The 22,268-nt window shown below is 69.4% G+C and carries 19 protein-coding genes; 10 read left to right on the forward strand and 9 right to left on the reverse strand.

Annotated elements, in window-relative coordinates:
* Nucleotide 1 precedes the first annotated feature (1 nt).
* Nucleotides 2-2,236, forward strand: coding sequence for an RICIN domain-containing protein (locus ACZ4WS_RS29790; protein WP_467985244.1), 2,235 nt, complete (start codon nucleotides 2-4; stop codon nucleotides 2,234-2,236).
* Between the two features lie 25 nt (nucleotides 2,237-2,261).
* Nucleotides 2,262-3,554 (forward strand): ThuA domain-containing protein, encoded by a 1,293-nt coding sequence (locus ACZ4WS_RS29795; protein WP_467985246.1) that lies wholly within the window; start codon nucleotides 2,262-2,264, stop codon nucleotides 3,552-3,554.
* Nucleotides 3,555-3,614: 60 nt separating this feature from the next.
* Here ACZ4WS_RS29795 and ACZ4WS_RS29800 read toward each other — a convergent pair whose 3' ends face one another.
* Both ACZ4WS_RS29800 and ACZ4WS_RS29805 read right to left on the reverse strand, forming a co-directional pair.
* On the reverse strand, nucleotides 3,615-4,763 hold the full coding sequence (locus ACZ4WS_RS29800; protein ID WP_467985248.1) for a glycoside hydrolase family 88 protein: 1,149 nt from the start codon (nucleotides 4,761-4,763) through the stop codon (nucleotides 3,615-3,617).
* 182 nt (nucleotides 4,764-4,945) lie between these two features.
* Complete coding sequence (locus ACZ4WS_RS29805) at nucleotides 4,946-5,362, reverse strand: hypothetical protein (RefSeq protein WP_467985250.1); 417 nt, start codon at nucleotides 5,360-5,362, stop codon at nucleotides 4,946-4,948.
* 184 nt (nucleotides 5,363-5,546) lie between these two features.
* Here ACZ4WS_RS29805 and ACZ4WS_RS29810 point away from each other — a divergent pair, with 184 nt between their 5' ends.
* From ACZ4WS_RS29810 to ACZ4WS_RS29835, 6 genes are all read left to right on the forward strand, one after another.
* Nucleotides 5,547-6,470 carry a MurR/RpiR family transcriptional regulator gene (locus ACZ4WS_RS29810; protein ID WP_467985252.1) on the forward strand — a complete coding sequence of 308 codons (924 nt, stop codon included), beginning with the start codon at nucleotides 5,547-5,549 and terminating at the stop codon, nucleotides 6,468-6,470.
* Nucleotides 6,471-6,807: 337 nt separating this feature from the next.
* Nucleotides 6,808-7,191, forward strand: a complete 384-nt coding sequence (locus ACZ4WS_RS29815; protein WP_467985254.1) for a hypothetical protein — start codon at nucleotides 6,808-6,810, stop codon at nucleotides 7,189-7,191.
* Between the two features lie 52 nt (nucleotides 7,192-7,243).
* On the forward strand, nucleotides 7,244-8,146 hold the full coding sequence (locus ACZ4WS_RS29820) for an MBL fold metallo-hydrolase (RefSeq protein WP_467985257.1): 903 nt from the start codon (nucleotides 7,244-7,246) through the stop codon (nucleotides 8,144-8,146).
* Between the two features lie 136 nt (nucleotides 8,147-8,282).
* On the forward strand, nucleotides 8,283-8,597 hold the full coding sequence (locus ACZ4WS_RS29825) for a DUF1232 domain-containing protein (protein ID WP_467985259.1): 315 nt from the start codon (nucleotides 8,283-8,285) through the stop codon (nucleotides 8,595-8,597).
* 35 nt (nucleotides 8,598-8,632) lie between these two features.
* Nucleotides 8,633-9,913, forward strand: coding sequence for a CAP domain-containing protein (locus tag ACZ4WS_RS29830; protein WP_467985261.1), 1,281 nt, complete (start codon nucleotides 8,633-8,635; stop codon nucleotides 9,911-9,913).
* A gap of 191 nt (nucleotides 9,914-10,104) precedes the next feature.
* The gene (locus ACZ4WS_RS29835) at nucleotides 10,105-11,340 is read left to right on the forward strand and encodes a serine hydrolase domain-containing protein (RefSeq protein ID WP_467985263.1); all 1,236 of its coding nucleotides are present in this window, start codon (nucleotides 10,105-10,107) and stop codon (nucleotides 11,338-11,340) included.
* A 16-nt stretch (nucleotides 11,341-11,356) separates the two neighbouring features.
* Here ACZ4WS_RS29835 and ACZ4WS_RS29840 read toward each other — a convergent pair whose 3' ends face one another.
* The gene (locus ACZ4WS_RS29840; protein WP_467985265.1) at nucleotides 11,357-13,702 is read right to left on the reverse strand and encodes a glycoside hydrolase family 65 protein; all 2,346 of its coding nucleotides are present in this window, start codon (nucleotides 13,700-13,702) and stop codon (nucleotides 11,357-11,359) included.
* Nucleotides 13,699-14,439 (reverse strand): beta-phosphoglucomutase family hydrolase, encoded by a 741-nt coding sequence (locus ACZ4WS_RS29845; protein WP_467985267.1) that lies wholly within the window; start codon nucleotides 14,437-14,439, stop codon nucleotides 13,699-13,701. Before ACZ4WS_RS29845 ends, ACZ4WS_RS29840 begins: the two co-directional genes overlap by 4 nt.
* A gap of 165 nt (nucleotides 14,440-14,604) precedes the next feature.
* Here ACZ4WS_RS29845 and ACZ4WS_RS29850 point away from each other — a divergent pair, with 165 nt between their 5' ends.
* Complete coding sequence (locus ACZ4WS_RS29850; RefSeq protein WP_467985269.1) at nucleotides 14,605-14,925, forward strand: DUF6191 domain-containing protein; 321 nt, start codon at nucleotides 14,605-14,607, stop codon at nucleotides 14,923-14,925.
* 44 nt (nucleotides 14,926-14,969) lie between these two features.
* Nucleotides 14,970-15,665: a nucleoside/nucleotide kinase family protein gene (locus ACZ4WS_RS29855; protein ID WP_467985456.1), complete on the forward strand. Its 696-nt coding sequence runs from the start codon at nucleotides 14,970-14,972 to the stop codon at nucleotides 15,663-15,665.
* Here ACZ4WS_RS29855 and ACZ4WS_RS29860 read toward each other — a convergent pair.
* The 5 genes from ACZ4WS_RS29860 to ACZ4WS_RS29880 all read right to left on the reverse strand — a co-directional run bounded on the left by ACZ4WS_RS29860 (nucleotide 15,595) and on the right by ACZ4WS_RS29880 (nucleotide 22,092).
* Nucleotides 15,595-17,427: a hypothetical protein gene (locus tag ACZ4WS_RS29860; protein ID WP_467985271.1), complete on the reverse strand. Its 1,833-nt coding sequence runs from the start codon at nucleotides 17,425-17,427 to the stop codon at nucleotides 15,595-15,597. The genes ACZ4WS_RS29855 and ACZ4WS_RS29860 overlap by 71 nt on opposite strands.
* Before the next feature lie 6 nt (nucleotides 17,428-17,433).
* A complete protein-coding gene (locus ACZ4WS_RS29865; protein ID WP_467985273.1) occupies nucleotides 17,434-18,321 on the reverse strand; it encodes a carbohydrate ABC transporter permease in 888 nt (295 codons plus the stop codon).
* A gap of 25 nt (nucleotides 18,322-18,346) precedes the next feature.
* Complete coding sequence (locus ACZ4WS_RS29870; protein ID WP_467985458.1) at nucleotides 18,347-19,324, reverse strand: carbohydrate ABC transporter permease; 978 nt, start codon at nucleotides 19,322-19,324, stop codon at nucleotides 18,347-18,349.
* Between the two features lie 46 nt (nucleotides 19,325-19,370).
* The gene (locus ACZ4WS_RS29875) at nucleotides 19,371-20,702 is read right to left on the reverse strand and encodes an ABC transporter substrate-binding protein (RefSeq protein ID WP_467985275.1); all 1,332 of its coding nucleotides are present in this window, start codon (nucleotides 20,700-20,702) and stop codon (nucleotides 19,371-19,373) included.
* Nucleotides 20,703-20,970: 268 nt separating this feature from the next.
* On the reverse strand, nucleotides 20,971-22,092 hold the full coding sequence (locus tag ACZ4WS_RS29880) for an ROK family protein (RefSeq protein WP_467985277.1): 1,122 nt from the start codon (nucleotides 22,090-22,092) through the stop codon (nucleotides 20,971-20,973).
* Nucleotides 22,093-22,268 lie beyond the last annotated feature (176 nt).

Here is a 22,268-nt window from a genome sequence, read left to right on the forward strand (position 1 = left end):
CGTGCCCAGATCCGTGCTCAGACGGAAGAGACTGTCCGGCCGCCACCGGATACCGAGGGTTCTGACCGTGGTCGCGCTCGCGGCGACCACCGTGACCGGCATCGAGTTCGCCGCGCAGGGCTCGGCGAGCGCGCAGACCGCTGCGGCCGCCGCCATACCGACCGGGTACACCACCGTGGTCAACAAGGGCAGCGGCAAGTGCGTCGACGCCCGCTCGGCCGCGAGTGCCGACGGCACCGCCGTCCAGCAGTACACGTGCAACGGCAGCACCGCCCAGAACTGGCAGCTGGTGGCCACCAGCGACGGCTACTACCGCGTGAACAGCAACCTCGACGCCACCAAGGCCTGGGACGTCACCGGCGTTTCCACCGCCGACTCCGCGACCGTCCAGCTGTGGACGTACTCCAGCGGCAACAACCAGCAGTGGCTGCCCGTCGCCGAGGCCGACGGCGCCTACCACTTCGTCAACCGCAACAGCGGGAAGTGTCTGGACGTCCCCAGCGCCTCCACCGCGGACAGCGTGCAGCTGGCGCAGTACACGTGCAACGGCACCGCCGCGCAGTCCTTCACCCTGGGCGGCGGCACGACGAACCCGCCGGGCACTCCGGACTTCGGTCCCAACGTGACGGTGTTCGACCCGTCGATGTCGGCGTCCAGCATCCAGTCCAAGCTGGACTCGGTCTTCTCCCAGCAGGAGACCAACCAGTTCGGCTCGGCCCGCCAGGCCCTGCTGTTCAAGCCCGGCACCTACAGTGCCAACGCCAACGTCGGCTTCTACACGCAGGTCGCCGGCCTGGGTTTCTCGCCGGACGACGTGACCATCAACGGTTCCGTGCACGCGGAGGCCGACTGGTTCCAGGGCAACGCCACCCAGAACTTCTGGCGCGACGCCGAGAACCTGTCGGTCAACCCCACCAACGGCACCGACCGCTGGGCCGTCTCTCAGGCCGCCCCCTACCGGCGCATGCACGTGCGGGGCAACCTCGCGCTCGACGACGGCGGCTGGTCCAGCGGCGGCTTCATCTCCGACACCAAGGTCGACGGGCAGATCCAGTCCGGCTCCCAGCAGCAGTTCCTCACCCGGAACTCGCAGATGGGCAGCTGGTCCGGCTCCAACTGGAACATGGTCTTCGTCGGCGACCAGGGCGCGCCCGCCCAGTCCTTCCCGACGTACACCAACGTCGCCAGCTCGCCGACGATCCGCGAGAAGCCGTTCCTGTACGTCGACAGCGCGGGCGCCTACCAGGTGTTCGTGCCCGGGCTGCAGACCAACGCCGTCGGCACCACGTGGAGCGGGAAGACCCCGGCGGGCAAGTCCCTGCCGATCGACCAGTTCTACATCGTCAAGCCCGGCGCCACCGCGGCCGACATGAACACGGCCCTCGCGGCCGGCAAGAACCTGCTGGTCACCCCCGGCGTCTACCACCTCAACCAGACGATCAACATCACGCGCCCCGACACGGTGGTGCTGGGCATGGGCCTGGCCACCTTCGTGCCGGACGGCGGGATCACCGCCGTCACCACCGCCGACGTGGACGGCATCCAGCTGGCGGGCCTGCTGATCGACGCGGGCACCACCAACTCCCCGACGCTGATGCAGATCGGCCCGGCCGGTTCATCCGCCACCCACGCGAGCGACCCGACGCAGCTGTCGGACGTCTTCATCCGGATCGGCGGCGCCACCGTCGGCAAGGCGACCAACTCGCTGGTGGTCAACAGCACCAACACGATCATCGACCACACCTGGATCTGGCGGGCCGACCACGGCAACGGCGGCACGGTCGGCTGGACCACCAACACGGCGGACACCGGGCTGGTGGTCAACGGCAGCAACGTGACCGCGTACGGCCTGTTCGTCGAGCACTTCCAGAAGACCCAGGTCATCTGGAACGGCAACGGCGGCAGAACGTACTTCTTCCAGAACGAGATGCCCTACGACCCGCCGAACCAGGCCTCCTGGATGAACGGCACCGGAAAGGGCTATCCCGCCTACAAGGTCGCCGCCTCCGTCACCAGCCACGAGGCATGGGGTCTGGGCAGCTACTGCTACTTCAGCGCCAACTCGAGCGTGGTCGCCGATCACGCCTTCGAGGTGCCGAGCGTGTCAGGCGTCAAGTTCCACGACATGGTGACCGTCTCGCTGGGCGGTGTCGGCACCATCAGTCACATCATCAACAGCACCGGAGGACCGTCCAACTCCAGCACCAACGTCGCCTACCTCACCAACTACCCGTAACCCGCACGGAAGGATCGATCAGCAGATGCACACCATCAGATCCGACTCCGCCCGCGCAGCCCTGCGGGTCCTCCTTCTGCTGGCGACGCTGCTCGGTCTGGCGGCACCACCCGCCGCCCAGGCGAGCACCACGGCGACACCGTTCAAGGTGCTGGCGCTCTACAGCGGCACGTGGGACGCGGCGCACATCGACTTCGTCAAGGAAGCGAACGACTGGTTCCCCCAGCATGCCGCGGCGAATGGTTTCACCTACACGGCCAGCAACAACTGGGACCTACTCAGCAACGGCGGCGTCAACGCCTACCAAGTCGTACTGTTCCTCGACGACTTGCCGCAGACGTCCGCCCAACGGACTGGTTTCGAGCAGTACATGCGTGGTGGCGGTGCCTGGATGGGCTTCCATGTAGCCGCCTTCACGACCAATGCGGCGGGCTGGCCGTGGTACCACAACCAGTTCCTCGGCACAGGCAACTTCAGCACGAACACCTGGGGTCCGACGACGTCGGTCCTGAAGGTCGAGGACCGTACACACCCGTCCACCAAGAACCTGCCGGCCACGTTCACCTCGTCCGTCAGCGAGTGGTACAGCTGGACCAACGACCTGCGGCAGAACCCGAACATCAAGATCCTGGCGTCGATCGACCCCAGCAGCTTCCCGCTGGGCACCGATCCCAACCAGACCTGGTACAGCGGGTATTACCCGATCCTGTGGACCAACACGCAGTACCGGATGCTGTACGCGAACTTCGGCCACAACGCGATGGACTACTCGACCAACACCCGTCTGTCGTCGACGTTCGCAAGTGAGACCCAGAACCGGTTCCTCCTGGACGGGCTCAAGTGGCTGGGCGGCGCCGACGGTTCCGTGCCGCCGGCGGGCCCGATCTCCGAGACCGACTGGTCCTCGCTCACAAACAGCGCCAACGGCACCTGCGTGGACGCTCGTTCGGCGGCCACGGCGAACGGGACCGCGATCCAGCAGTACGCCTGCAACGGCACGCAGGCACAGCAGTTCCAGTTCCGCTCGACGGACAGCGGCTACGCGCGGATCACCATCCGCGGCAATCCGCAGCAGGTCGTCGACGTGACCGACCGCTCGACGGCCGACAACGCGCCGCTCCAGCTGTGGAGTTACTCGGGCGGACAGAACCAGCAGTGGAAGGCCGTGCAGGAGAGCAGCGGGCGCTACCACTTCATCGCCCGCCACAGCGGCAAGTGTCTGAGTGCGGCAAGCGCCGCGACGAACGGCGTCCAGCTCACCCAGCGTCCCTGCGACGACTCCCCCGCGCAGAGCTTCACGCTCACCGCACAGCCCTGACCGGTCGACCCCACGGTGCCCCCGCCGCGAACCAGCGGTGGGGGCTCCGGTCCGTCGTCGTCAGGAGGGGGACAGACGGGCGAGTTCGGTGCCGGCCAGCAGGAAGGCGCCGACGCCGAAGTTCGCGGTGCTGTCGTAGGTGACGGGCTGGCTGGACTCCGGGCGGTCGCCGACGTTCTGGACGTAGCCCAGGAAGCCGTCGGGGTGTACGGCCGTGCCGACGAGGCCGTTCCAGGCTCGGGCCGCCACCGGGAGGTAGGTGCTCCGGTCGACCAGGCCGGCCCAGATCGCGTACGACGTGCCGTAGAGGAAGAAGGACGTGCCGCTGGTCTCGGGGCCGGGCAGATGGGTGGCGTCGGCGAGGTTGACGTTCCAGAAGCCGTCGGTGCGCTGCACGCCGGCCACGGCCGTCACCAGGCGGGTCAGGGTGTCACGGTATTCGGCGGTGTGCGGCGCATCGGGCGGCAGGGCCTTGAGGGTCTTGGTGTGTCCGCCCGCCACCCATCCGTTGCCGCGCGACCACACGACCGGCTTGCCCGCGGGGGACGTGATGCCTCCGGGCAGGAAACGCTTGTCGCGGTACCACAGGCCCGTGGCCGGGTCGTACAGGCCGGGGCCGCCCTCGATGCGCTTGGTGTGGTCGTAGAGGGCGTACAGCTTCTCCCCGTACTGGGGGTCGCCCCGCAGCACGCCGATGCGGGCGAAGGGAGGCATCGCCATGTGGAGGGCGTCGTCCCACCACCAGTCGTCGTTCTTGTCCGGCTGGTCCTCGTAGACCATGCGGTGCAGGGACGTCTCGATCGCGGTGAGCTTCTGCTCCTCGGGTTCCCTCTCGTACAGATCGAGATAGGCCTGCCCGGCGTTGTGGTTGTCCGCGTGACGGGTGGTCACTCCGCCGTTGAGTCCGTACGCGTGTTTCTCCGCCCAGCTGCGGGCGTAGCCCAGATACCGGGCGCTGCCGGTGAGGCGCTGGAGGGCGAGCAGTCCGCTGAAGAAGGTGGCGTTGGCCCAGCCGTTGTCGCCGGGGTCGGTGTGCGCGGTGATCCACTGATCGGCTACGCGCCGCAGGACAGCGGTGATATCGGCCCGTGACGGCAACCCGGGTGAGGCGGCGCGCGGGGCGGCTTGCGCGGGGCCCGTCAGCGCGGGGACGAGGGTTGCGGATGCCGTGAGCGCGGCCGCGCCGGAGAGCAGGCGTCGTCTATGCATATGAACAACTCCTACGGATGGGGACTCCCATCCTCAACTCCCGCCTCCCGCGGTGTCCATGGCCCGTCGTCAAGTTGTCGTGAATCTAAGGGAGTTCAGCTCATCGGACTCTGTTCAAGTGGCAGAATCCGTATACTGCTCAAGTCATCGTGTTCAAGGTGATGGTGTTCGAGTGATCGTGTTCACGTGGCAGACCCCGATTCGTGTGGGATCCGCTCCTGCGCCGGTTCGCCCTCCAGCCGGAGCTGGACCTGGACCTCCTGATCACCGGAGTCCTCGCCCACCTCGTACACGATGCAGGCCTCGCCCAGGGTGTCCAGCAGACGCTTCACCGCGAGAGGGCTGCCCTGCACATCCGCGGTCACCGGCGCCGCGAGCTGTGCCGCGGGCACTGCCCCGCCCTTGCGCTCGCCGGACGTGTCGAAGGTGCCGCTCCACACCGTGGGGCGGTGCTCCTTGGACTCGTGGGGCTCGTCCCCGGCGCCTCGGTCCGAGGCGAAGCGACCGCGCAGGACGGAGAACAGGTGCCCCGCGTCCACCGCGGAGCAGTCGCTGAGCACCACCTGGACCTGCGATGCGGGCAGCGGATGCGCGCTCATGGAAATCCTCTCCCCTCTCGCCTTCGAATCAGCTGAGAACAGGCACGTCCTCGTGCTGTCACGGGTACCCCGCAGGTGTGGGCGAAACGGGAACCGCCGCATATCACGTGTGGTGATACACGCCCAGGTCAGCACGGTCCGTGAGCTATGTTGAGTGCTCGTGGGACATGAAGGAGGCGCACCGGTGCCATCGCCGCAGCAGGCACGCGCGCAGGCATCTGCGATCACCTCGGGGAAGACGGCCCCGGAGGCGGGCGTGGCCCCCATGTCCCAGCTCAGGGAGATGTTCGACGGGCCCCGGCTCTCCCCCGGGCAGCGGCGCATCGCCCAGTATCTGATCGAGCACATCACCGAGGCGGCGTTCCTGTCGATCACCGATCTGGCCGAGCGCGTGGGCGTGAGCCAGCCCTCGGTGACGCGTTTCGCCGCCGCGGTGGGCTTCAGCGGTTACCCCGCGCTACGGGAGAAGCTCCAGTCGATCGCGCTCAGCGCCCTCGGCAGCGCGCCGGGCACGCCCGCCGAGGCCACGAGCAATGAGCTCCAGGCAGCGGTGGACGCCGAGATCGAGAACCTGGAGAACCTGCGCCGGGACTTCACCGATCCGGACCAGGTGATCCGCACCGGCCGCGCGCTGTCGGAATCGACGCCGCTGACGGTGCTCGGGCTGCGCATCTCCGTTTCGCTGGCCGAGTACTTCGCGTACGCCGCACGCCGCATCCACCCGGATGTGCGGCTGGTGACCCGGGGCGGGAGCGTCGCCTACGACGCACTGCTCCAGTCGCGCGAGGCGGGCGGCACGTGGCTGCTGGCCTTTGACATGCCCCGGCACGCACAGGAGACGCTCACCGCGGTGCGGGTCGCGCGCAGCGCGGGGCTGCGGGTCGCCCTGATCACCGACCTGGGCCTCGGGCCACTGGCGGACGAGGCCGACGTCACCTTCGCCACCGGCACCGGATCACGTCTCGTCTTCGACTCCTACGCCGCGCCCGTGGTGCTGTCGGCGGCACTGCTCCAGGCCATGACGGACGCCGATCCGGAGCGGACGCAGGCCCGCCTGGAGGAGTACGAGCAGGTCGCCGAGCAGCACCAGTTCTTCCTCAAGGACTGAAGGACCCCCTCCCGCGCACCTTCCCGCGCTCCCTCCGCGCTCCCTCCTGCGCACCCCCCGTCACCACGGCATCACGGGATCATTCACCCCAATTCGCGCATGAAAATTTTCATGTTCTTGCGTATCCGGCGGTATATATAAATACTTCTCGCGGATCGTGACCAGGAGGCCTCCGGGTCACGTCCTACGACCACCCGGGGCCGTCCGCTCCTACCCGCATCGGGCCCCGGGTGTTCGGGCGGGCCCCGTCTGCGCGGGCGCCCGTGGTGGCGGCCCCGGCCATCCCCTAGACCGGGGCCGCCCCAGACCCGCAACCCGCCGACGTAACCCGGAAGCGATGAACATGGCCCTGACATACTCACCGATCACCTCGGACTGGCCGTGCCAGGTCAAGACCCCCGGCAGCTTCGACTGGGAGCGATCGGCGGTGAAGTGGCTGCGCGAGCTGGTGCCGACCCGCTACGCGAGCTACCCCGTGCTGCTCAAGCACCCCGTCCTCCTCGCCCGCCACGCGCATATCCAGGTCCAGCACGAGATACGCGTCGCCCGCACCGCGCTGCAGACCGCCCGTACCGAACTGCCCGCCCTCGGCCTGCACGAGGGCGTCATCGAGCACACCATCAAGCTGTACGCCGCCGAGGTTCTGCAGCTCCAGCACATCGCCCGCAGCATCCGAGCGGTGACCCAGGCCCTCGTGGACAACGGCGCCGCGCGAAACTGAGGTCCCGGGCCCAGGTGGTGGTCCCGGCAGGACCAGCACCCAGGGAGACATCGTGGACACGCAGAGGCCGACGGCCGCAGGTGCGGGTGGAGCCGGTGGACCCGCACCGGCACGGCCCCTCGACGTGCGGTGGATCCACGGGTCGCCGTCGGCAAAGCACAACACGGATCCCGACATCCAGGTCCACCCGTACGACGAGCACACGGTCATCCTTCGGCAGAACATGGCGATCGACTACGAGGCGCCGTTCATGTTCCTGCTGTTCGGCGACACACGAGTGGTTCTGATCGACACCGGCGCGACGGCTTCGGCGGAGTACTTCCCGCTCCGCCGAGTCGTCGACGAGGTGATCGAGACCTGGCTGGCCGCGCATCCCCGGGACGGTTACGAGCTGTTGGTGCTGCACACCCATCCCCATGGCGACCACATCGCGGGGGACGGGCAGTTCACCGACCGCCCCGGCACCCAGGTCGTGGACGCGTCCCTCGACAGCGCGTGGGAGTTCTTCGGGTTCCGTGACGATCCCGACGGCATCGCTCGGGTCGACCTCGGCGGCCGGGTGCTGGAGTGCCTGGCCACGCCAGGTCATCACGAGGCGGCGGTGACGTTCTTCGACCCCTGGACCGGGTTTCTGCTCACAGGCGACACGGTCTATCCCGGGCGCCTGTACGTCGAGGACTGGACGGCCTTCACCCGCACCGTCGACCGCCTGATCGACTTCTGTGCCGGGCGACCGGTCACGCACGTGCTCGGGTGTCATATCGAAATGACCCGGCAGCCGGGCCGGGACTACCCGGTGCGTACGACGTACCAGCCCGACGAGCCGCCGCTGCAGATGACGACGGATCAACTGCGGGACATCCGTACCGCGATCGCATCGGTCGGCGACCGGACCGGCCGGCACGAGTTCGCCGACTTCGTCATCGAGCGCCGGGACGTGCCGGGCGGACACTAGGGCCTGATCCCCCGGACAGGCCCCCGGACGGGCCCTCGGCTCCCGGGCCCCGCGAATGGCCGAGCCGGGGGCCATCCGAGCGGCCCGGCGGGGAAGGCGAAGCAGGGAGAGCCCGACGAGCGCCCTGGACGGAGCCATGGATTCCACCGCGTGGACAGTGATCCTCATCGTCGCGGTCCTGGGTGCTGCCGCGCTGGGCGTGGCGATCGTGCTCCTGGTCCGGCTGGTGCGCGCCCGCCGCGAGCTGCGGCGTGCCGGGCTCCCCTCCGGACCGCGCTGGGTCTTCTGGGGCGCCGTCGCCTACCTCGTGCTGCCGACCGACCTGCTGCCCGACCCCGTCTATCTGGACGACATCGGTGTGCTCCTGCTGGCCCTGCGCTCACTGCGCGCCGTACCGAGGCCGTCGGTGCCCCCTGTTCGCGGGAACCCGCGCACCCCGACGGGACGTTGAAGTCCGTAGCGAACAGCACCCCGACGGGCGGCACTATGAACGAGCTGGTTCCCGGGGGCAATGTGCCCCTGCCGGGCGGCATCCTCACCCTCCGGGTGCCGGGTCCCTTCGACGTGTCCGCGCTCATCACCGACGACAGCGGAAAGGTGCGCGGCGACGGCGACTTCGTGTTCTACAACCAGCCGACCGCGCCCGGCGCCCGGCTCCAGGGCGAGCACCTCACCGTCGACCCGCTCGGCCTGCGGGCCGGAGCGACCCGCGTCACCGTGGTCATCAGCCCGGCCGACCCCGCGACACCGCTGGGCCGGCTGCCCGCGCCCACCCTGCACGTCACCGGACCGGGCGGTCGTACCCTCGCGGTGTTCACACCGCCCCGTCCGCAGCGCGAGACCGTGCTGCTGCTCGCCGAGCTGTACCGGCGTGGCACCGGGTGGAAAGTGCGCGCCCTGGGCCAGGGGTACGCGGACGGGCTGGCGGGCATCGCGCGGGACTTCGGGATCGAGGTCACCGAGGACGACGCCAGGCCGGACGGAGCGCCGGATGCGGACGGGTTCCTCGGCCTGGTGAACTCCGCGCGCGCCGCGGCCGGTTCCCCACCCGTTTCCCTTGACGCACGGCTGGCGGCCGCGGCGCGGGCCCACGCCTCCGGCATGGCCGCTCGCGCAGTCCTCAGCTCCGACAGTCCGGACGGCGTCTCCCTCTACCAGCGCGTCACCTCGGCCGGATACACCTATCTCACGGTCGGCGAGCACCTGGTCTCCGGCCCCCGCACGCCGGGCGAGTTCGTGGAGTACTGCCTCTCCGCCGAGCAGTCCCGGCGCACGCTGTGCGACCCCGCGTTCAGCCAGGCCGGTCTGGCGTACGTCGCCGACGGCCGCTCGGGCGACCTGTACTGGACGGCACTGTGGGCGTGGCCCTTCAGCTCCGCGGGCCTCGCACGGACAGCGGGCGAGGTCGTCGCGCTCACCAACGCCGAAAGGACCGCGGCCGGTCTGCCGCCCCTGTCGGTCGACCCCCTGCTCACCACCGCGGCCCAGGCGCACAGCGCCGACATGGTGGCCCGCGCCTTCTACTCCCACACCTCCCCCGAGGGCAGCCAGCCCTGGGACCGGGCCGCCGCCGCGGGCTGCACCCGCCGGAGCATCGGCGAGAACATCGCCTGCGGCCAGCGCTCCCCCGCCGAGGTCGTCCGCGGGTGGATGAACAGCCCCGGCCATCGCGCCAACATCCTGAAGCCCGGCTTCACCCACATAGGCATCGGCCTCGCCGGCGGCGGCAAGGCGGGCACGTACTGGACGCAACTCTTCGGGGCCTGACACACCGTCCTGGCCACCGTTCCGTCCGACCCTCCTGACGCCCCCTTCCTGATTCACCGTTTCTGATTCACCCTCTGGCAATGCAACCCATACGCCCGTCCGGCGCGTAGAGATGGTGCCGACGCCCGCATCCGCGGCGCGGTTCGTGCCGGGAATCCGCACCGGCAGAAGGAACTGGGGAGAAGAATCAGATGGTCTCAGGAACGGTGGGCACGGGTACGGCGCTGGGCGCGGTTCTGGTGTCCCTCCTGGCAGCCCCCGCGCAGGCCGCGTCATCCGCGGCCCCGAGCAGCGCCGACGCCGAACAGGTCGCGGCGGCGGGGGCGTTGGCGGCGCCCGACGACGCGGGGCTGCGCAAGGTGCTGCGCACGGCGCTGACGCAGGGAGCCCCCGGCGCGATGGCGCGGATCGACGACGACGGCACGGTGCACCGGCTGACCGAGGGATTCGCCGACCGTGCCACCGGACGGGCCATCAGCACGAACGACCGGTTCCGCGTCGGCAGCGTCACCAAGACCTTCTCCGCCGTGGTACTGCTCCAACTGGTCGACGAGGGCAAGCTGAAGCTGGACCGCTCGGTCAACAGCTATCTGCCGGGGCTGCTCCCCGACAACCGCATCACCGTGCGCCATGTGCTGAGCCACCGCAGTGGACTGTACGACTTCACGAACGACATGTTCGCCAAGACGGTCCCGGGGTTCGAGTCCGTCCGCAACAAGGTGTTCAGCTACCGGGACCTGGTGAAACTGTCCTTGAAGAAGCCGCGCACGAACGCACCGGGCGCGGCCTATTCGTACTCGAACACCAATTTCGTCGTCGCGGGCATGCTCATCGAGAAGCTCACCGGCCACTCCGTGAAGACGGAGTACGAAAACCGCATCTTCAAGCCGCTGAACCTCACCAACACCTTCTACGTCCACCCCGGCACCACGATCCCGGGCCGCCACGCCAACGGCTATCTCACCCCCGACGCGGCCGGTGCGGCCCTGGTGGACTCCACCAAGCAGACGGTGTCCTGGGCGCAGAGCGCGGGCGCGATCATCTCCACCACACACGACCTGGACACCTTCTTCTCCGCGCTGCTCCGCGGAAAGCTCACGTCCGCCGCCCAGCTGACGCAGATGCAGAAGTGGACGCCGGTCAACAGCACCACGGCCTACGGCCTCGGTCTGCGCCGCCGTGACCTGTCGTGCGGGGTCTCCGTGTACGGGCACACGGGCACCGTGCAGGGCTACTACACGTACGCCTTCACCTCGAAGAACGGCAAGCGCAGCGTCACCGCGCTCGCCAACACCTCCAACAACGCCACCGTGCTCAACACCATGTACAGCACGCTGGAATCCGCGTTCTGCGGCAAGCCGACGACCACGGCCGCCACCCGCGGGGCGGCGACCGTGGAGCGGCGCCAGGACATCGCCCGCGGCTGACGCCGCGGGTTGCGCCTCACCCTTGAGGGTTCGGCCGCCGGTGCGGTGGCTGGTCCGGGGCGGGGCGCAGCCTCGGTGCCGGGATGGGGAGGCTGTGGGGTTTGTCGCCGTCGACGGTGAGGGCTTCGCGGTAGTGGCGGATCTCCAGGGCCTCTCCGGTCACCAGCGTGTAGGTGGCGGCGTCCGGCTCGATCTCCACGCGCAGGCGGCGGCCGAGGAGTTCCAGGGTGAAGGCCAGGCGGCGGAACCGCTCCGGGAGCCGGGGCGTGAACTCCAGCCCCTCGTCGTGGTGGCGCAGGCCGCCGAACCCGGCGACCAGGGCCATCCAGGTACCGGCGAGCGAGGCGATGTGCAGGCCGTCGCGGGTGTTGTGCTCCAGGTCCTCCAGATCCATCAGCGCGGCTTCCACCAAGTAGTCGTAGGCGAGGCGCGGATGGCCTGTCTCGACCGCGATCACGGCCTGGCAGCAGGCCGACAGGGAGGAGTCCCGGACGGTGAGAGGCTCGTAGTAGGCGAAGTTGCGGGCCTTGTGCTCCGCGTCGAAGAAGGGGCTGGACTTGTACATGGCCAGCACCAGGTCGGCCTGCTTGACGACCTGTTTGCGGTAGAGGTCGAAGTACGGGAAGTTCAGCAGGAGCGGGTACTGGTCGGGGCGCGTGGCGGCGAAGTCCCAGGGCTGGTAGCGGGTGAACCCCGCGTGCTGTTCGTGGACGCCGAGTTCGTCGTTGTAGGGAATGTGCATGGCCTCGGCGGCGTCCCGCCAGGCGGCGCTCTCCTCGTCGTCGACACCGAGGGCCGCGGCCTGCCGCGGGTGGCGCTGGGCGACGTCCGCGGCGGCCAGGAGGTTCGTACGGGCCATCAGGTTGGTGTACGTGTTGTCGTCGGCGACCGCGCTGTACTCGTCGGGGCCGGTCACCCCGTTGATGTGGAAGGTGCCCTGGTGGTCGTGGTGGCCCAGGGACCGCCACAGCCGGGCCGTCTCCACCAGCAGCTCGACTCCGGTGTCGCGTTCGAACCGCGCGTCGCCGGTGACGGCGGTGTAGCGGACCACGGCGTCGGCGATGTCGGCATTCACATGGAACGCGGCGGTTCCCGCCGGCCAGTACGCCGAGCCCTCCGAGCCCTCGATGGTCCGCCAGGGGAACGCCGCTCCCCGCAGGCCGAGTTGGGCCGCCCTCGCGCGTGCGGCGGGCAGCGTGTTCTGCCGCCAGCGCAGCGCCTCGGCGACGGCGCCGGGCGAGGTGTACATCAGCACGGGCAGCACGAAGGTCTCGGTGTCCCAGAAGGCGTGTCCGTCGTATCCGGATCCGGTGAGCCCCTTTGCGGGTATCGCGCGCTGTTCGGCGCGGGCACCGGCCTGCAGGACGTGGAAGAGCGCGAACCGGACGGCCTGCTGGATCTCCTCGTCGCCCTCGACCTCGACGTCCGCGCGAGCCCAGAAGTCGCCCAGATAGACGCCTTGTTCGTCGACGAGCGCCGGCCAGCCTCCGCTCTCGGCCGCCGCGAGCGCCGCGTCGACCTGGTCGCGCAGCGCGGGCAGGGAACGGGTGCTCGACCAGCCGTACGAGACGAGCTTCTCCAGGCGCAGCGTTTGGCCGGGTGCCAGGACGGAGGCGACGGTGAGGCGGGCGACGTCATCGCTGCTCTCGCTGCTCGTCGTGGTCGGCTCGGGCCCGGTGACGACGTGGTCGGCGGCTGCGGCGACCCGCAGTCCGCTGCGCCGGGTGCGGTGCACCAGCCGCAGCCGGCTGCCCGCCGCGAAGTGTTCCTCCGCCTCCAGCGGCGCCTGGAGCACGATCGCGGTCCGGGGGTCTCCATCGCGGCCCGGGAGCTGCTCGTTGGCCACGAGTTCCGACTGGACGACCACGCGGACCCGGGCGTCGACGGCCTCGACCTCGTAGGCGACGGCGGCGATCGCGCGCTGCGTGAAGGACACCAGCCGCCTGGAGCGCACGCGGATCGTCGACCCGGCCGGAGAGGTCCATTCGCAGGTCCGGGTGAGCACACCGGTGCGCAGATCGAGTTCGCGCTCGTGGGAGCGCAGCCGTCCGTAGCGCAGGTCGAAGGGCTCGTCGTCGACCAGCAGCCGGATGATCTTGCCGTTGGTGACGTTGATGACCGTCTGGCCGGACTCCGGGTAGCCGTATCCGGCTTCGGCGTACGGCAGCGGGTGAACCTCGTGGACGCCGTTCAGGTAGGAGCCCGGCAGGCCGTGCGGTTCGCCTTCGTCGAGGTTTCCGCGCCAGCCGACATGGCCGTTGGAGAGGGCGAACACGGACTCGCTCTGCGGGAGCAGATCGAGGTGGAGCTGGTTCTCTCGCACGGTCCACGGCTCGACCGCGTACGACGTGTGGGTGATCACTCCCCGGCCTCCAGTTCCGCGAGATCCCGTACGACGATGTCCGCGCCGTGCGCGCGCAGGGCGGCCCCCTGCCCGACGCGGTCGACGCCGACCACATAGCCGAAGTGGCCCGAGCGGCCCGCGTCCATGCCGGCCAGCGCGTCCTCGAAGACGGCGGCTTCCGATGCCTGGACACCGAGGTCCCGCGCGGCGGCCAGGAACGTGTCGGGGTGCGGCTTGCCGGGCAGCTGCCGCTCGGCGGCGACGACGCCGTCGATCCGTAGGTCGAAGAGGAACTCCGCGCCGATCGAACGCAGGATGTCGCGGCAGTTGGTGCTGGACGACACGACCGCGGTCCGCAGACCGCTCGCGCGGACCTTCTCGACATAGCGCAGTGTGCCGTCGTACGCCTCGACGCCGTCGGTGCGGATCAGCTCCAGGAGCAGGTCGTTCTTGCGGTTGCCCACACCATGGACGGTCGTCCTGTCCGGTGGGTCGTCGAGGGCTCCGTCGGGCAGTTCGATTCCGCGCGAGGCGAGGAAGGTGCGGACGCCGTCGGCGCGTGGGCGTCCGTCCACGTACTCGTCGTAGTCGGCGTGGTCGTCGAAGGGGCGGTATCCGTCGCCGTCGCGCCGCCGCAGAAACTCGTCGAACGTCCGCTTCCAGGCGGCCGCGTGGACGACGGCGGTCTTGGTGATGACCCCGTCGAGGTCGAAAAGGCAGGCCGCGATGTCTTTCGGAAGACCGAAATCTGTCATGAGAAGAGTGTTCCCCGGGCGGCCGAGGCCAGCGGGTGGCGAGCGCCACACGACATGCACTTCGTCAGGTCGGTCGCGAGGGAAGGAAGGGTGCTGGTAAGCGATCGTCCAGCGCCCTGGGGACTCGATCTCGAACAACGCGTCCTGGACCCGGATACTGGGGCCATGGAATTCGCCGTCTTCATGACCCTGCCCGGACTGGTCGTCCTGCTGACACTGCTCGCTTTCGCGGACCAGCTGCTGCTGCGGGCCGGGCGCGCGGGCGTTCTGCCCTGGCGGAACGGTGCGCGGCAGGGCCAGATATCCGCGACCGGGTTCGAGCAGCTGCACGCGAGTCTTTCACCGGGCAAGCAGAACGAGCTCAAGGAACGGCAGTCGGCGCTCCTGATGCGGGACGACGAGGAGGACGGGGCGCCCCCGAACCGGACGACGGTCGATCTGGACGGCGGCACGGCGGTCGTCCGGATGCCGCGGGCCGATCGGTAGGAGCGGCCGCTGTGGAACATGGAGCGGAGAACCTCGACGCACACATGGCCTTCGACGACCTTCTGGAGCGGGCGGCGTCACTCGTCCGTCCGGGGCACCGGGCCCTCCTGGGCATCGCCGGCAGCCCCGGGGCGGGCAAAACGACACTCGCCGAGCACCTGGTCCGGCGGCTGAACGGGGACGGGCCCGGCTGGGTCGCGCACGTGCCCATGGACGGATTCCATCTCGCGGACGTCGAGTTGGCGCGCCTCGGGCGCCGCGACCGCAAGGGGGCTCCCGACACGTTCGACGCGGCGGGTTACGCGGCGCTGCTGCGCCGGCTGCGGGAGGACGAGGAGGATCTCGTCTACGCGCCCGGCTTCGAGCGGACCCTCGAACAGCCGCTCGCGGGCGCCGTCCCCGTGCCGCGCACCGCCCGCCTGGTCATCACCGAGGGCAACTACCTCCTCCTTCGGGACGGTTCCTGGGCCCGGGTGCGGTCGCAGCTGGACGAGGTCTGGTTCTGCGAGCTCGACGAGGCCGAACGCGTACGGCGTCTCGTTTCCCGGCACGAGGAGTTCGGCAAGGACCACGACACGGCGGTGGCATGGGTGCTCGGCACGGATCAGCGCAACGCCGACCTGGTCGCCGCGACGCGGGACCGCGCCGACCTGGTCGTCGGTGCGGCGGTCACCGGGGGTGCAGGTCCAGCTCGGGTTCCCCTCGCGCATCGCCCGCGGGGTCCCCGATCAGCGCGGTGAACGCCTCGGTGCGGATCGTCAGGCCCGCCGGTGCGTTTTCCCATGTGGGCGTGAAGGGACCAGCGGGGCCATAGCGCACGGCGAAGACGTGCAGGTCCGCCGGGGCACCGCGAGCCGGATCCGCTTCGAGAGCCGTGGACGAGACCAGGTGACGCCAGCCCTCGTCCGGGTTGCCGTAGCCGCGCGGATCGGCCGCCAGGGCGAAGGCCGCCTGCTCCTGGGTCGCCTCCGAGCGGGCGTCGAAGTGGTCGACTCCCGCGGTCTGCGGGTGCGTCAGCCGCAGGGCACCCGCGGACGTCACGTCGGCCTCCGCGGTCCTGCGCACCCGGTCGCCGTCGTCCGTGGCATACGGCATCCCGGCGAGCAGGTACGGCGCGCCGTCGAGCCGTTCCACGGCGACCGTCACCCACAGGCTCGTGCCGTCCGTGACGTACAGGGACCGGGTGTGGCGCAGGACGTGGTCGCGGCCGACGACCGGCTTGGTGACGAGCTTGGCCGTCAGCGTGTCGGTGCGGAGGTCGCGTACGCGGATCACGCCCATGGGGCGGCAGAGCAGGAAGCCGTCGGCCACCGGGCCGAAGCCGTGCTGGCGGTTCACCGCGGCGGGCAGGTAGTACGTGCCCGTAGCCTCGACCAGCGAAGGGGTCATCCGGTCGTCGAAGGCCACCGAGACCGTGCCTGCGCGGAGTTGATGGCGCGCGGCGTCCTTCGACGGCGTCCGGTGCCAGGGTGTGGTGTCCTGGATCTGCCAGACCAGCATGAAGGCGAAGTGGCCGTCGATCCGGCCGTCCCGGTTGACCGCGTGCCTGCCCCAGCGGGTGTCTCCCCGGTAGCGGCCGAGATCGGCGCCGATGCGGTCGCCGAAGTAGCGCAGGCCGAGTACGGACTCGAAGCCGGAGTGCTGTTCGCTGTAGCGGGGGCCGCCGTTGTCGTAACCGCTGGCGGTCAGGCGCGCGTCGATGTAACGCGCGAGCGCGTCACCGTCGGCGGCGAAGATCTCCTCGCCGCTGACCCGATGGGCCTGGGCGAGGAAGGAGAGCGAGATCGGGCCGTAGTTGTTGTCGTACGCGCCGCCGTGCTCAGGAGGCAGGAGCGCGCCCCGGTCCCGTACGCGACGGGCGCGGATCTCGTCGACGTACACGCCGATCGCGCGCGAGCGGACCGCCTCCCCCTCCGGCGCAGGGAGATGGCGGGCCAGCATCAGTCCGCCGACGACACAGCCGATGGCCTGATTGCCCGCCTCCTGCGGGTTGAAGAAGGTCACCTCGGTGAGCCAGCGCCAGTATCCGTGCGCCACCTCCACGAGTTCGGCGCGCTGTTCGTCGTCGACGAGGCCGTCCGCCACCTCAAGGACATTGACCGCCTGGAGCAGCGCCCACACCGTGCTCGGCCAGTCGCCGATGGGGTGCGCGCCCGCTTCCAGTACGTAACGGGCGTACGGCTCAAAGCAGTTGCGGCTGCGGAGGTTCGGATACCCGGGGTTGTCCTCGGTGAACACCCGCTCCCGCAGGTGGAAGGCGAGGCTGCGGCGCACGGCCTCCGGCAGGCGCGGGTCCTTCGTGCGCTGCCAGGCGAGGGCCAGCAGCGAGGTGATGCCGAGCGAGGTGTCGCCGATGTCGTCGACGGCGGCGGGGTGTTCGAGGTTGCCCTCCGGGGTGAGGCGGGCCAGCGCCTCCTCCGTGACGGCGGTGAGGACGGCGTCGTACGCGGCCGGGTCGTCCGGAAGGTCGTGCAACGGGCCGCGCTGGTGGGGAAGATGCACCGGATGTCAGCCCTTCATGCCGGAGGTCGCCAGGCCTTCTACCAGCCTCTTCTGGAAGATGAGGAAGCAGATGAGCGTGGGCAGGAGGGCAAGTGTCGACATGGCGAACATCGCGCCGTAGGAGGAGCCGCTGGTCTGGTCCAGAAACAGGGTCAGGCCGAGCGGGACGGTGAACTTGTCGTTCTGCTGGAGGTAGACGAGCTGGTGGAGGAAGTCGTCGTACGTCCAGATGAACGTGAAGATCGTTGTGGTGATCAGGGCCGGCTTCATCAGCGGCAGGATGATCTTCCAGTAGATCTGCAGGGGGTTGGCGCCGTCCACCATGGCCGCGTGGTCGAGCTCGCGCGGGATGGAGCGGATGAACTGGACCATCAGGAAGATGAAGAACGCGTCCGTGGCCAGGAACTTCGGCACGATCAGCGGCAGGTAGGTGTTGATCCAGGTCAGGTTGTAGAAGATCGTGTACTGCGGGATCAGGACGGCCTGCGTGGGCAGCATGAGCGTGCCGAGCATCAGGCCGAACCAGATCTTCTTGCCGCGGAACTCGAAGCGCGCGAAGGCGTAGGCCGCGAGCGAGCAGGAGATCACGTTGCCGATCACCGCGCCGATCGTGACGATCAGCGAGTTGGTGATGTAGAGGGAGAAGGAGTTGCCGGAGCCACTCCAGCCCTCGGAGTAGTTTTCCGGGCGCAACGCGTTCGGGATGAGCCCGGGGTGGGTGAAGATCTCGGTGTCGGGCTTGACCGAGCTGCTGAGCATCCACATCAGCGGGTACAGCATGACGATCGCCACGCCGATGAGCAGGGTGTGGATGAAGATACGGCGGGGTCCGGTGGCCGAACGCAGCTGCTGAAACGGCGACTTCGGGGATCGGGCCGGGGTGATGGCGGACATGGGGTACTTAACTCCTCACCGACGCTCAGTCGTCGTAGTGGACCCAGTAGCGGCTGGCGATGAAGTTGACCGCCGTGAAGCCGGCGATGACCAGGAACAGCACCCAGGCCAGCGCCGAGGCGTACCCCATCTGCAGGTCGGTGAAGCCCTTCTTGTACAGGTAGAGCGAGTACAGCATGGTCGAGTTGAGCGGTCCGCCGGTGCCGTTGCTGATGACGAAGGCGGGCGTGAAGGTCTTGAACGCGTCGATGATCTGCAGGACGACGTTGAAGAAGACGATCGGGGTCAGCAGCGGCAGGGTGATCTTGAAGAAGCGGGTGACGGGCCCCGCGCCGTCGATCGCGGCCGCCTCGTACACGTCCTTCGGCAGCTGCTTCAGGCCGGCGAGGAAGATGACCATCGGGGTGCCGAACTGCCAGACGGCCAGCAGGATCAGGGTGTAGATCGCGGTGTCGGGGCTGGAGATCCAGTCTTGGCCCTTGATGCCGAACCAGCCCAGGAAGTCGTTGAACAGACCGTCTCCGCCGAAGACCTGCCGCCAGACGATGGCAATGGCCACCGCTCCGCCCAGCAGCGACGGCAGGTAGAAGGCGGCCCGGTAGAAGCCTATGCCCTTCAGGTCGCGGTTGAGCAGCATCGCGACGCCGAGCGCGAGCGCCAGCTTCAGCGGCACGGAGACCACGACGTACAGGAGCGTGGCATGCACCGAATCCCAGAAGACCGGGTCGTCGGTGAACATGTGCTCGTAGTTCTGTGTGCCGACCCACTGGGCGGGCGTCAGCAGGTCGAAGTTGGTGAAGGACAGGTACAGCGAGTCGAGCATCGGGTAGATCGTCAGGCCGAACAGGCCGACGAACCAGGGGGCCAGGAAGAGAAACGCCCACCACCCTCCGCCGCGCCGTCTCGCGGCGCGGCGGCGCATGCGTTCACGCTCCCGCTGGTCGGACGGGGTCGCCCGAATCGGCGGCTCCTTCACGACCTCGTCGGTCTTGGCGGTGGTCACACTCATCTCCCTGGCCCTTTCCCGGTCTTCGGATGTACCGCGCGTCCTACCCGGCCAGGGCGCTCTGCGCCTGGTCGAAGAACTCGCTGAGCTGCGCCTTCATCGTCTTCTTGCCGAAGGCGATGGCCAGGTTGGACTGGAACAGCAGGTCCCAGACCTGGGTGGCGGCCGCGGGCGGGGCCGCGGGAGCGGCCAGCGCGTTGCTGGCCTTGGCGACCCGCTTGGAGATGTAGTCGGCGTTCGCCATGTTCCTCTTGTCCGTGTCGGACAGGTCCCCGGAGATGAGGGAGCGGGCCTTCTCCGTCGGCGGGATGCCGCGCTGCAGCTGCATGTCCTTGATCGCCGTCTTGTCCTGGGCGAAGAAGGACATGATCTTCACAGAGTCGGCGATCTTCTTGCTGGCCTTGGTGGCGCTCAGCAGCACGCCGCCGTTGAGGAAGTTGCCCTCGCGGGCGCCGGACCAGTCGCCCTGCGGGGTGGGCAGGAAGTCCAGGGTGGCGTCGGTGATCGAGCCGCCCGCGCCGTAGACACCGATGTCGAAGGTGAACAGGCTCTTGCCGATGACCACACCGTTCTTGGTGAGGTCGTTGTGCGCGGCGGAGGTGATGGCGGCCGGCGGGGAGGCCTTGTCCTTGCGCATCTCCGCCCAGTACTCCCACCACTCCTGGAGGGTCTCCGAGGTGAAGCCGAGCTTCTTGCCGTCCGTCGAGAACAGGTTCTGGCCGTGCTCGCGGGCGAAGATCTCGAAGGCGTTGAGGGTGCCGCCACCGCCGTCGTCGACGCCGTAGATCTTGCCGCCGCTCTTCTTCCGGACGTCGAGGGCGATCTTCTTCAGGTCGGCCCAGGTCCACTCGGGATCCGGGAAGGTCAGGCCCAGCTTCTCCAGGCCGCTGCGGTTGACGGTGAGCTGGTTGGTGCCGATGCCGGACGGCACCCCGTACAGCTTGCCGTCGACGGTTCCGGCCGCGAGCAGCGTCTTGGAGAAACCGGTCAGGTCGAGCGACTTGCCGACGTACTCGTCGAGCGGGGCGATGACACCCTTGCGGGCGTACTGGGCGACCAGCGCGGTGTCCATCTGCAGCAGGTCGGGGGCGCTGCCGCCGGCGACCTGGGTGTTGAACTTGTCGAAGAAGCCGTCGTAACCCTGGTAGCGCTCCTCGATCTTGATCTTCGAGTTGCTCTTCTGGAAGGTCGCGAGCGCCTTCTTGTAGGCATTGTGCCGGTCGTCGCTGCCCCACCACATCATGGTCAGCTTGCCGCTGGTGCTGCCTGCGCCCGTGCCTCCGCCGCAGGCGCTCAGCGAGCCGCCGATCGCGGCCGCGGCGGCTATGCCGCTCGCCGTACGGAACAGGGTTCTGCGCGAGATCTCGTGACCCACCGGGTCCTCCTGGATGTGCGTGACGGATCTCCCGGCCGTTCGAGCGGCTCGGGTTCTCTTCCCTGGGGTATGCCTTCCGACGCGCGGCCTCGCCCGGCCGCGTCGCATTGACGGGTGGGGATCCCCGGCCACTGAGAGCCGCCGTCGCACGAGCACGCCCTCGCACGGCTGCCGTACGTCGCGTACAGCGGGACGCCTCACCCAGAGCCGGGTCCCACCGGCCATGGAAAGCGCTTGTCCGGACATTGGCAGACCTACGGGTAACCCGTCAATGCTTCACCCGCAGAGCACCGGTCACGGTTTGAATTCCACGGGCCACCGCAAGACGGCTCGCGCCCGCCACGGTGCCGCTGTCGCCGACCGTGCTGCTGACCACCTCGGTGGGCCAACTCAGCCGGGCCAGTTCGGCCCGCACACCGGGCAGGAGCTGCGGGTCCGCTCCGGTGCCACCACCCAACACGATCAGCCCCGGGTCCAGCACGGCGGCCACGGCGGCGGCGAGCCGACCCACGTCGGCCGCATGGCGGCCGACCATGGTGCGGGCCGTGGGATGGCCCTCCTCGGCGAGGGCGAAGAGCCGCTCGGCGGTGCGGGGGCACGGGCCGTCGGCGTCCTGCCAAGCCTCCACGGCCCGACGCAGGAGGGAGCGCGCGCCGATGCGCTCCTCCAGGGCCTCGCGGCACGGTTCGCGGCCTTCGTCCCACGGGTAGGGCAGTCGGGCCACCTCTCCGGCAGCGCCGTTCGCTCCGCGCAGCACCTGGCCGCCGATGACGATGCCGAGGCCGATGCCGACGCCGATCCGCAGATAGCCGAAAGTGTGGCGGCCGCGGGCGGCGCCCTCGTGCAGCTCGGCGAGCGCGGCGCAGTTGACGTTGTTCTCGAGATGGACGGGAACACCTGGCGGCAGCGCGACGGCCATGGCGTCGAAGGCGGGGCCGGCCTTGGCAGTCGCGGGGCGCATACCGGTGCCCTCCTGGTCCCGTGCGGTGACGTCCCCCACGGCGACGACGATGGCGCGCAGCGGGGCGCCGACCGGCAGCGCGCCAAGGGCCCTGCGTACGGCGTCGGCGGCATCCACCCGGGAGCCGGTGCTCCGGGCGAGCAGAGTGCCGTCCAGGGCGCAGCCTCGCACCTGAGTGTGGGTGGGGCCGAGGTCGATGGCGAGCACGGCGCCGGCGGCCGACCCGAGACCGTAGACGGCGGCGGAACGGCCAGTACCGCCGGAGGCGGTGCCGGAGCAGGCGGCGAGCTCGGCGGCCTCGAGCTCGGCCACGGCGGAGGAGACGGTCGGCTTGGACAGGCCCGCACCGGCCGCCAGTTGGGGGCGGGTGGCGGTGCCCGCCCCCGCCAGTACGGCGAACACCGCGCGGGCACTCTCGCTCAGGTTCATGGTCTCCCCCAGGTCGTGCCGCAGCGGTCTGGTCGCAAGGGTTGTACGGCATCGGGATTCCGTACCTCTTGACGCACCCTACTTCGTTAGTTAATTTCCTAACGAAGTCACGCGGTACTCGCCTGCCGCACTCACCAGAAGCCCGTCCCGGGGCTTCCCTACCGCTTGTCGCCGCT

This window comes from Streptomyces sp. NPDC029292, assembly GCF_055569295.1.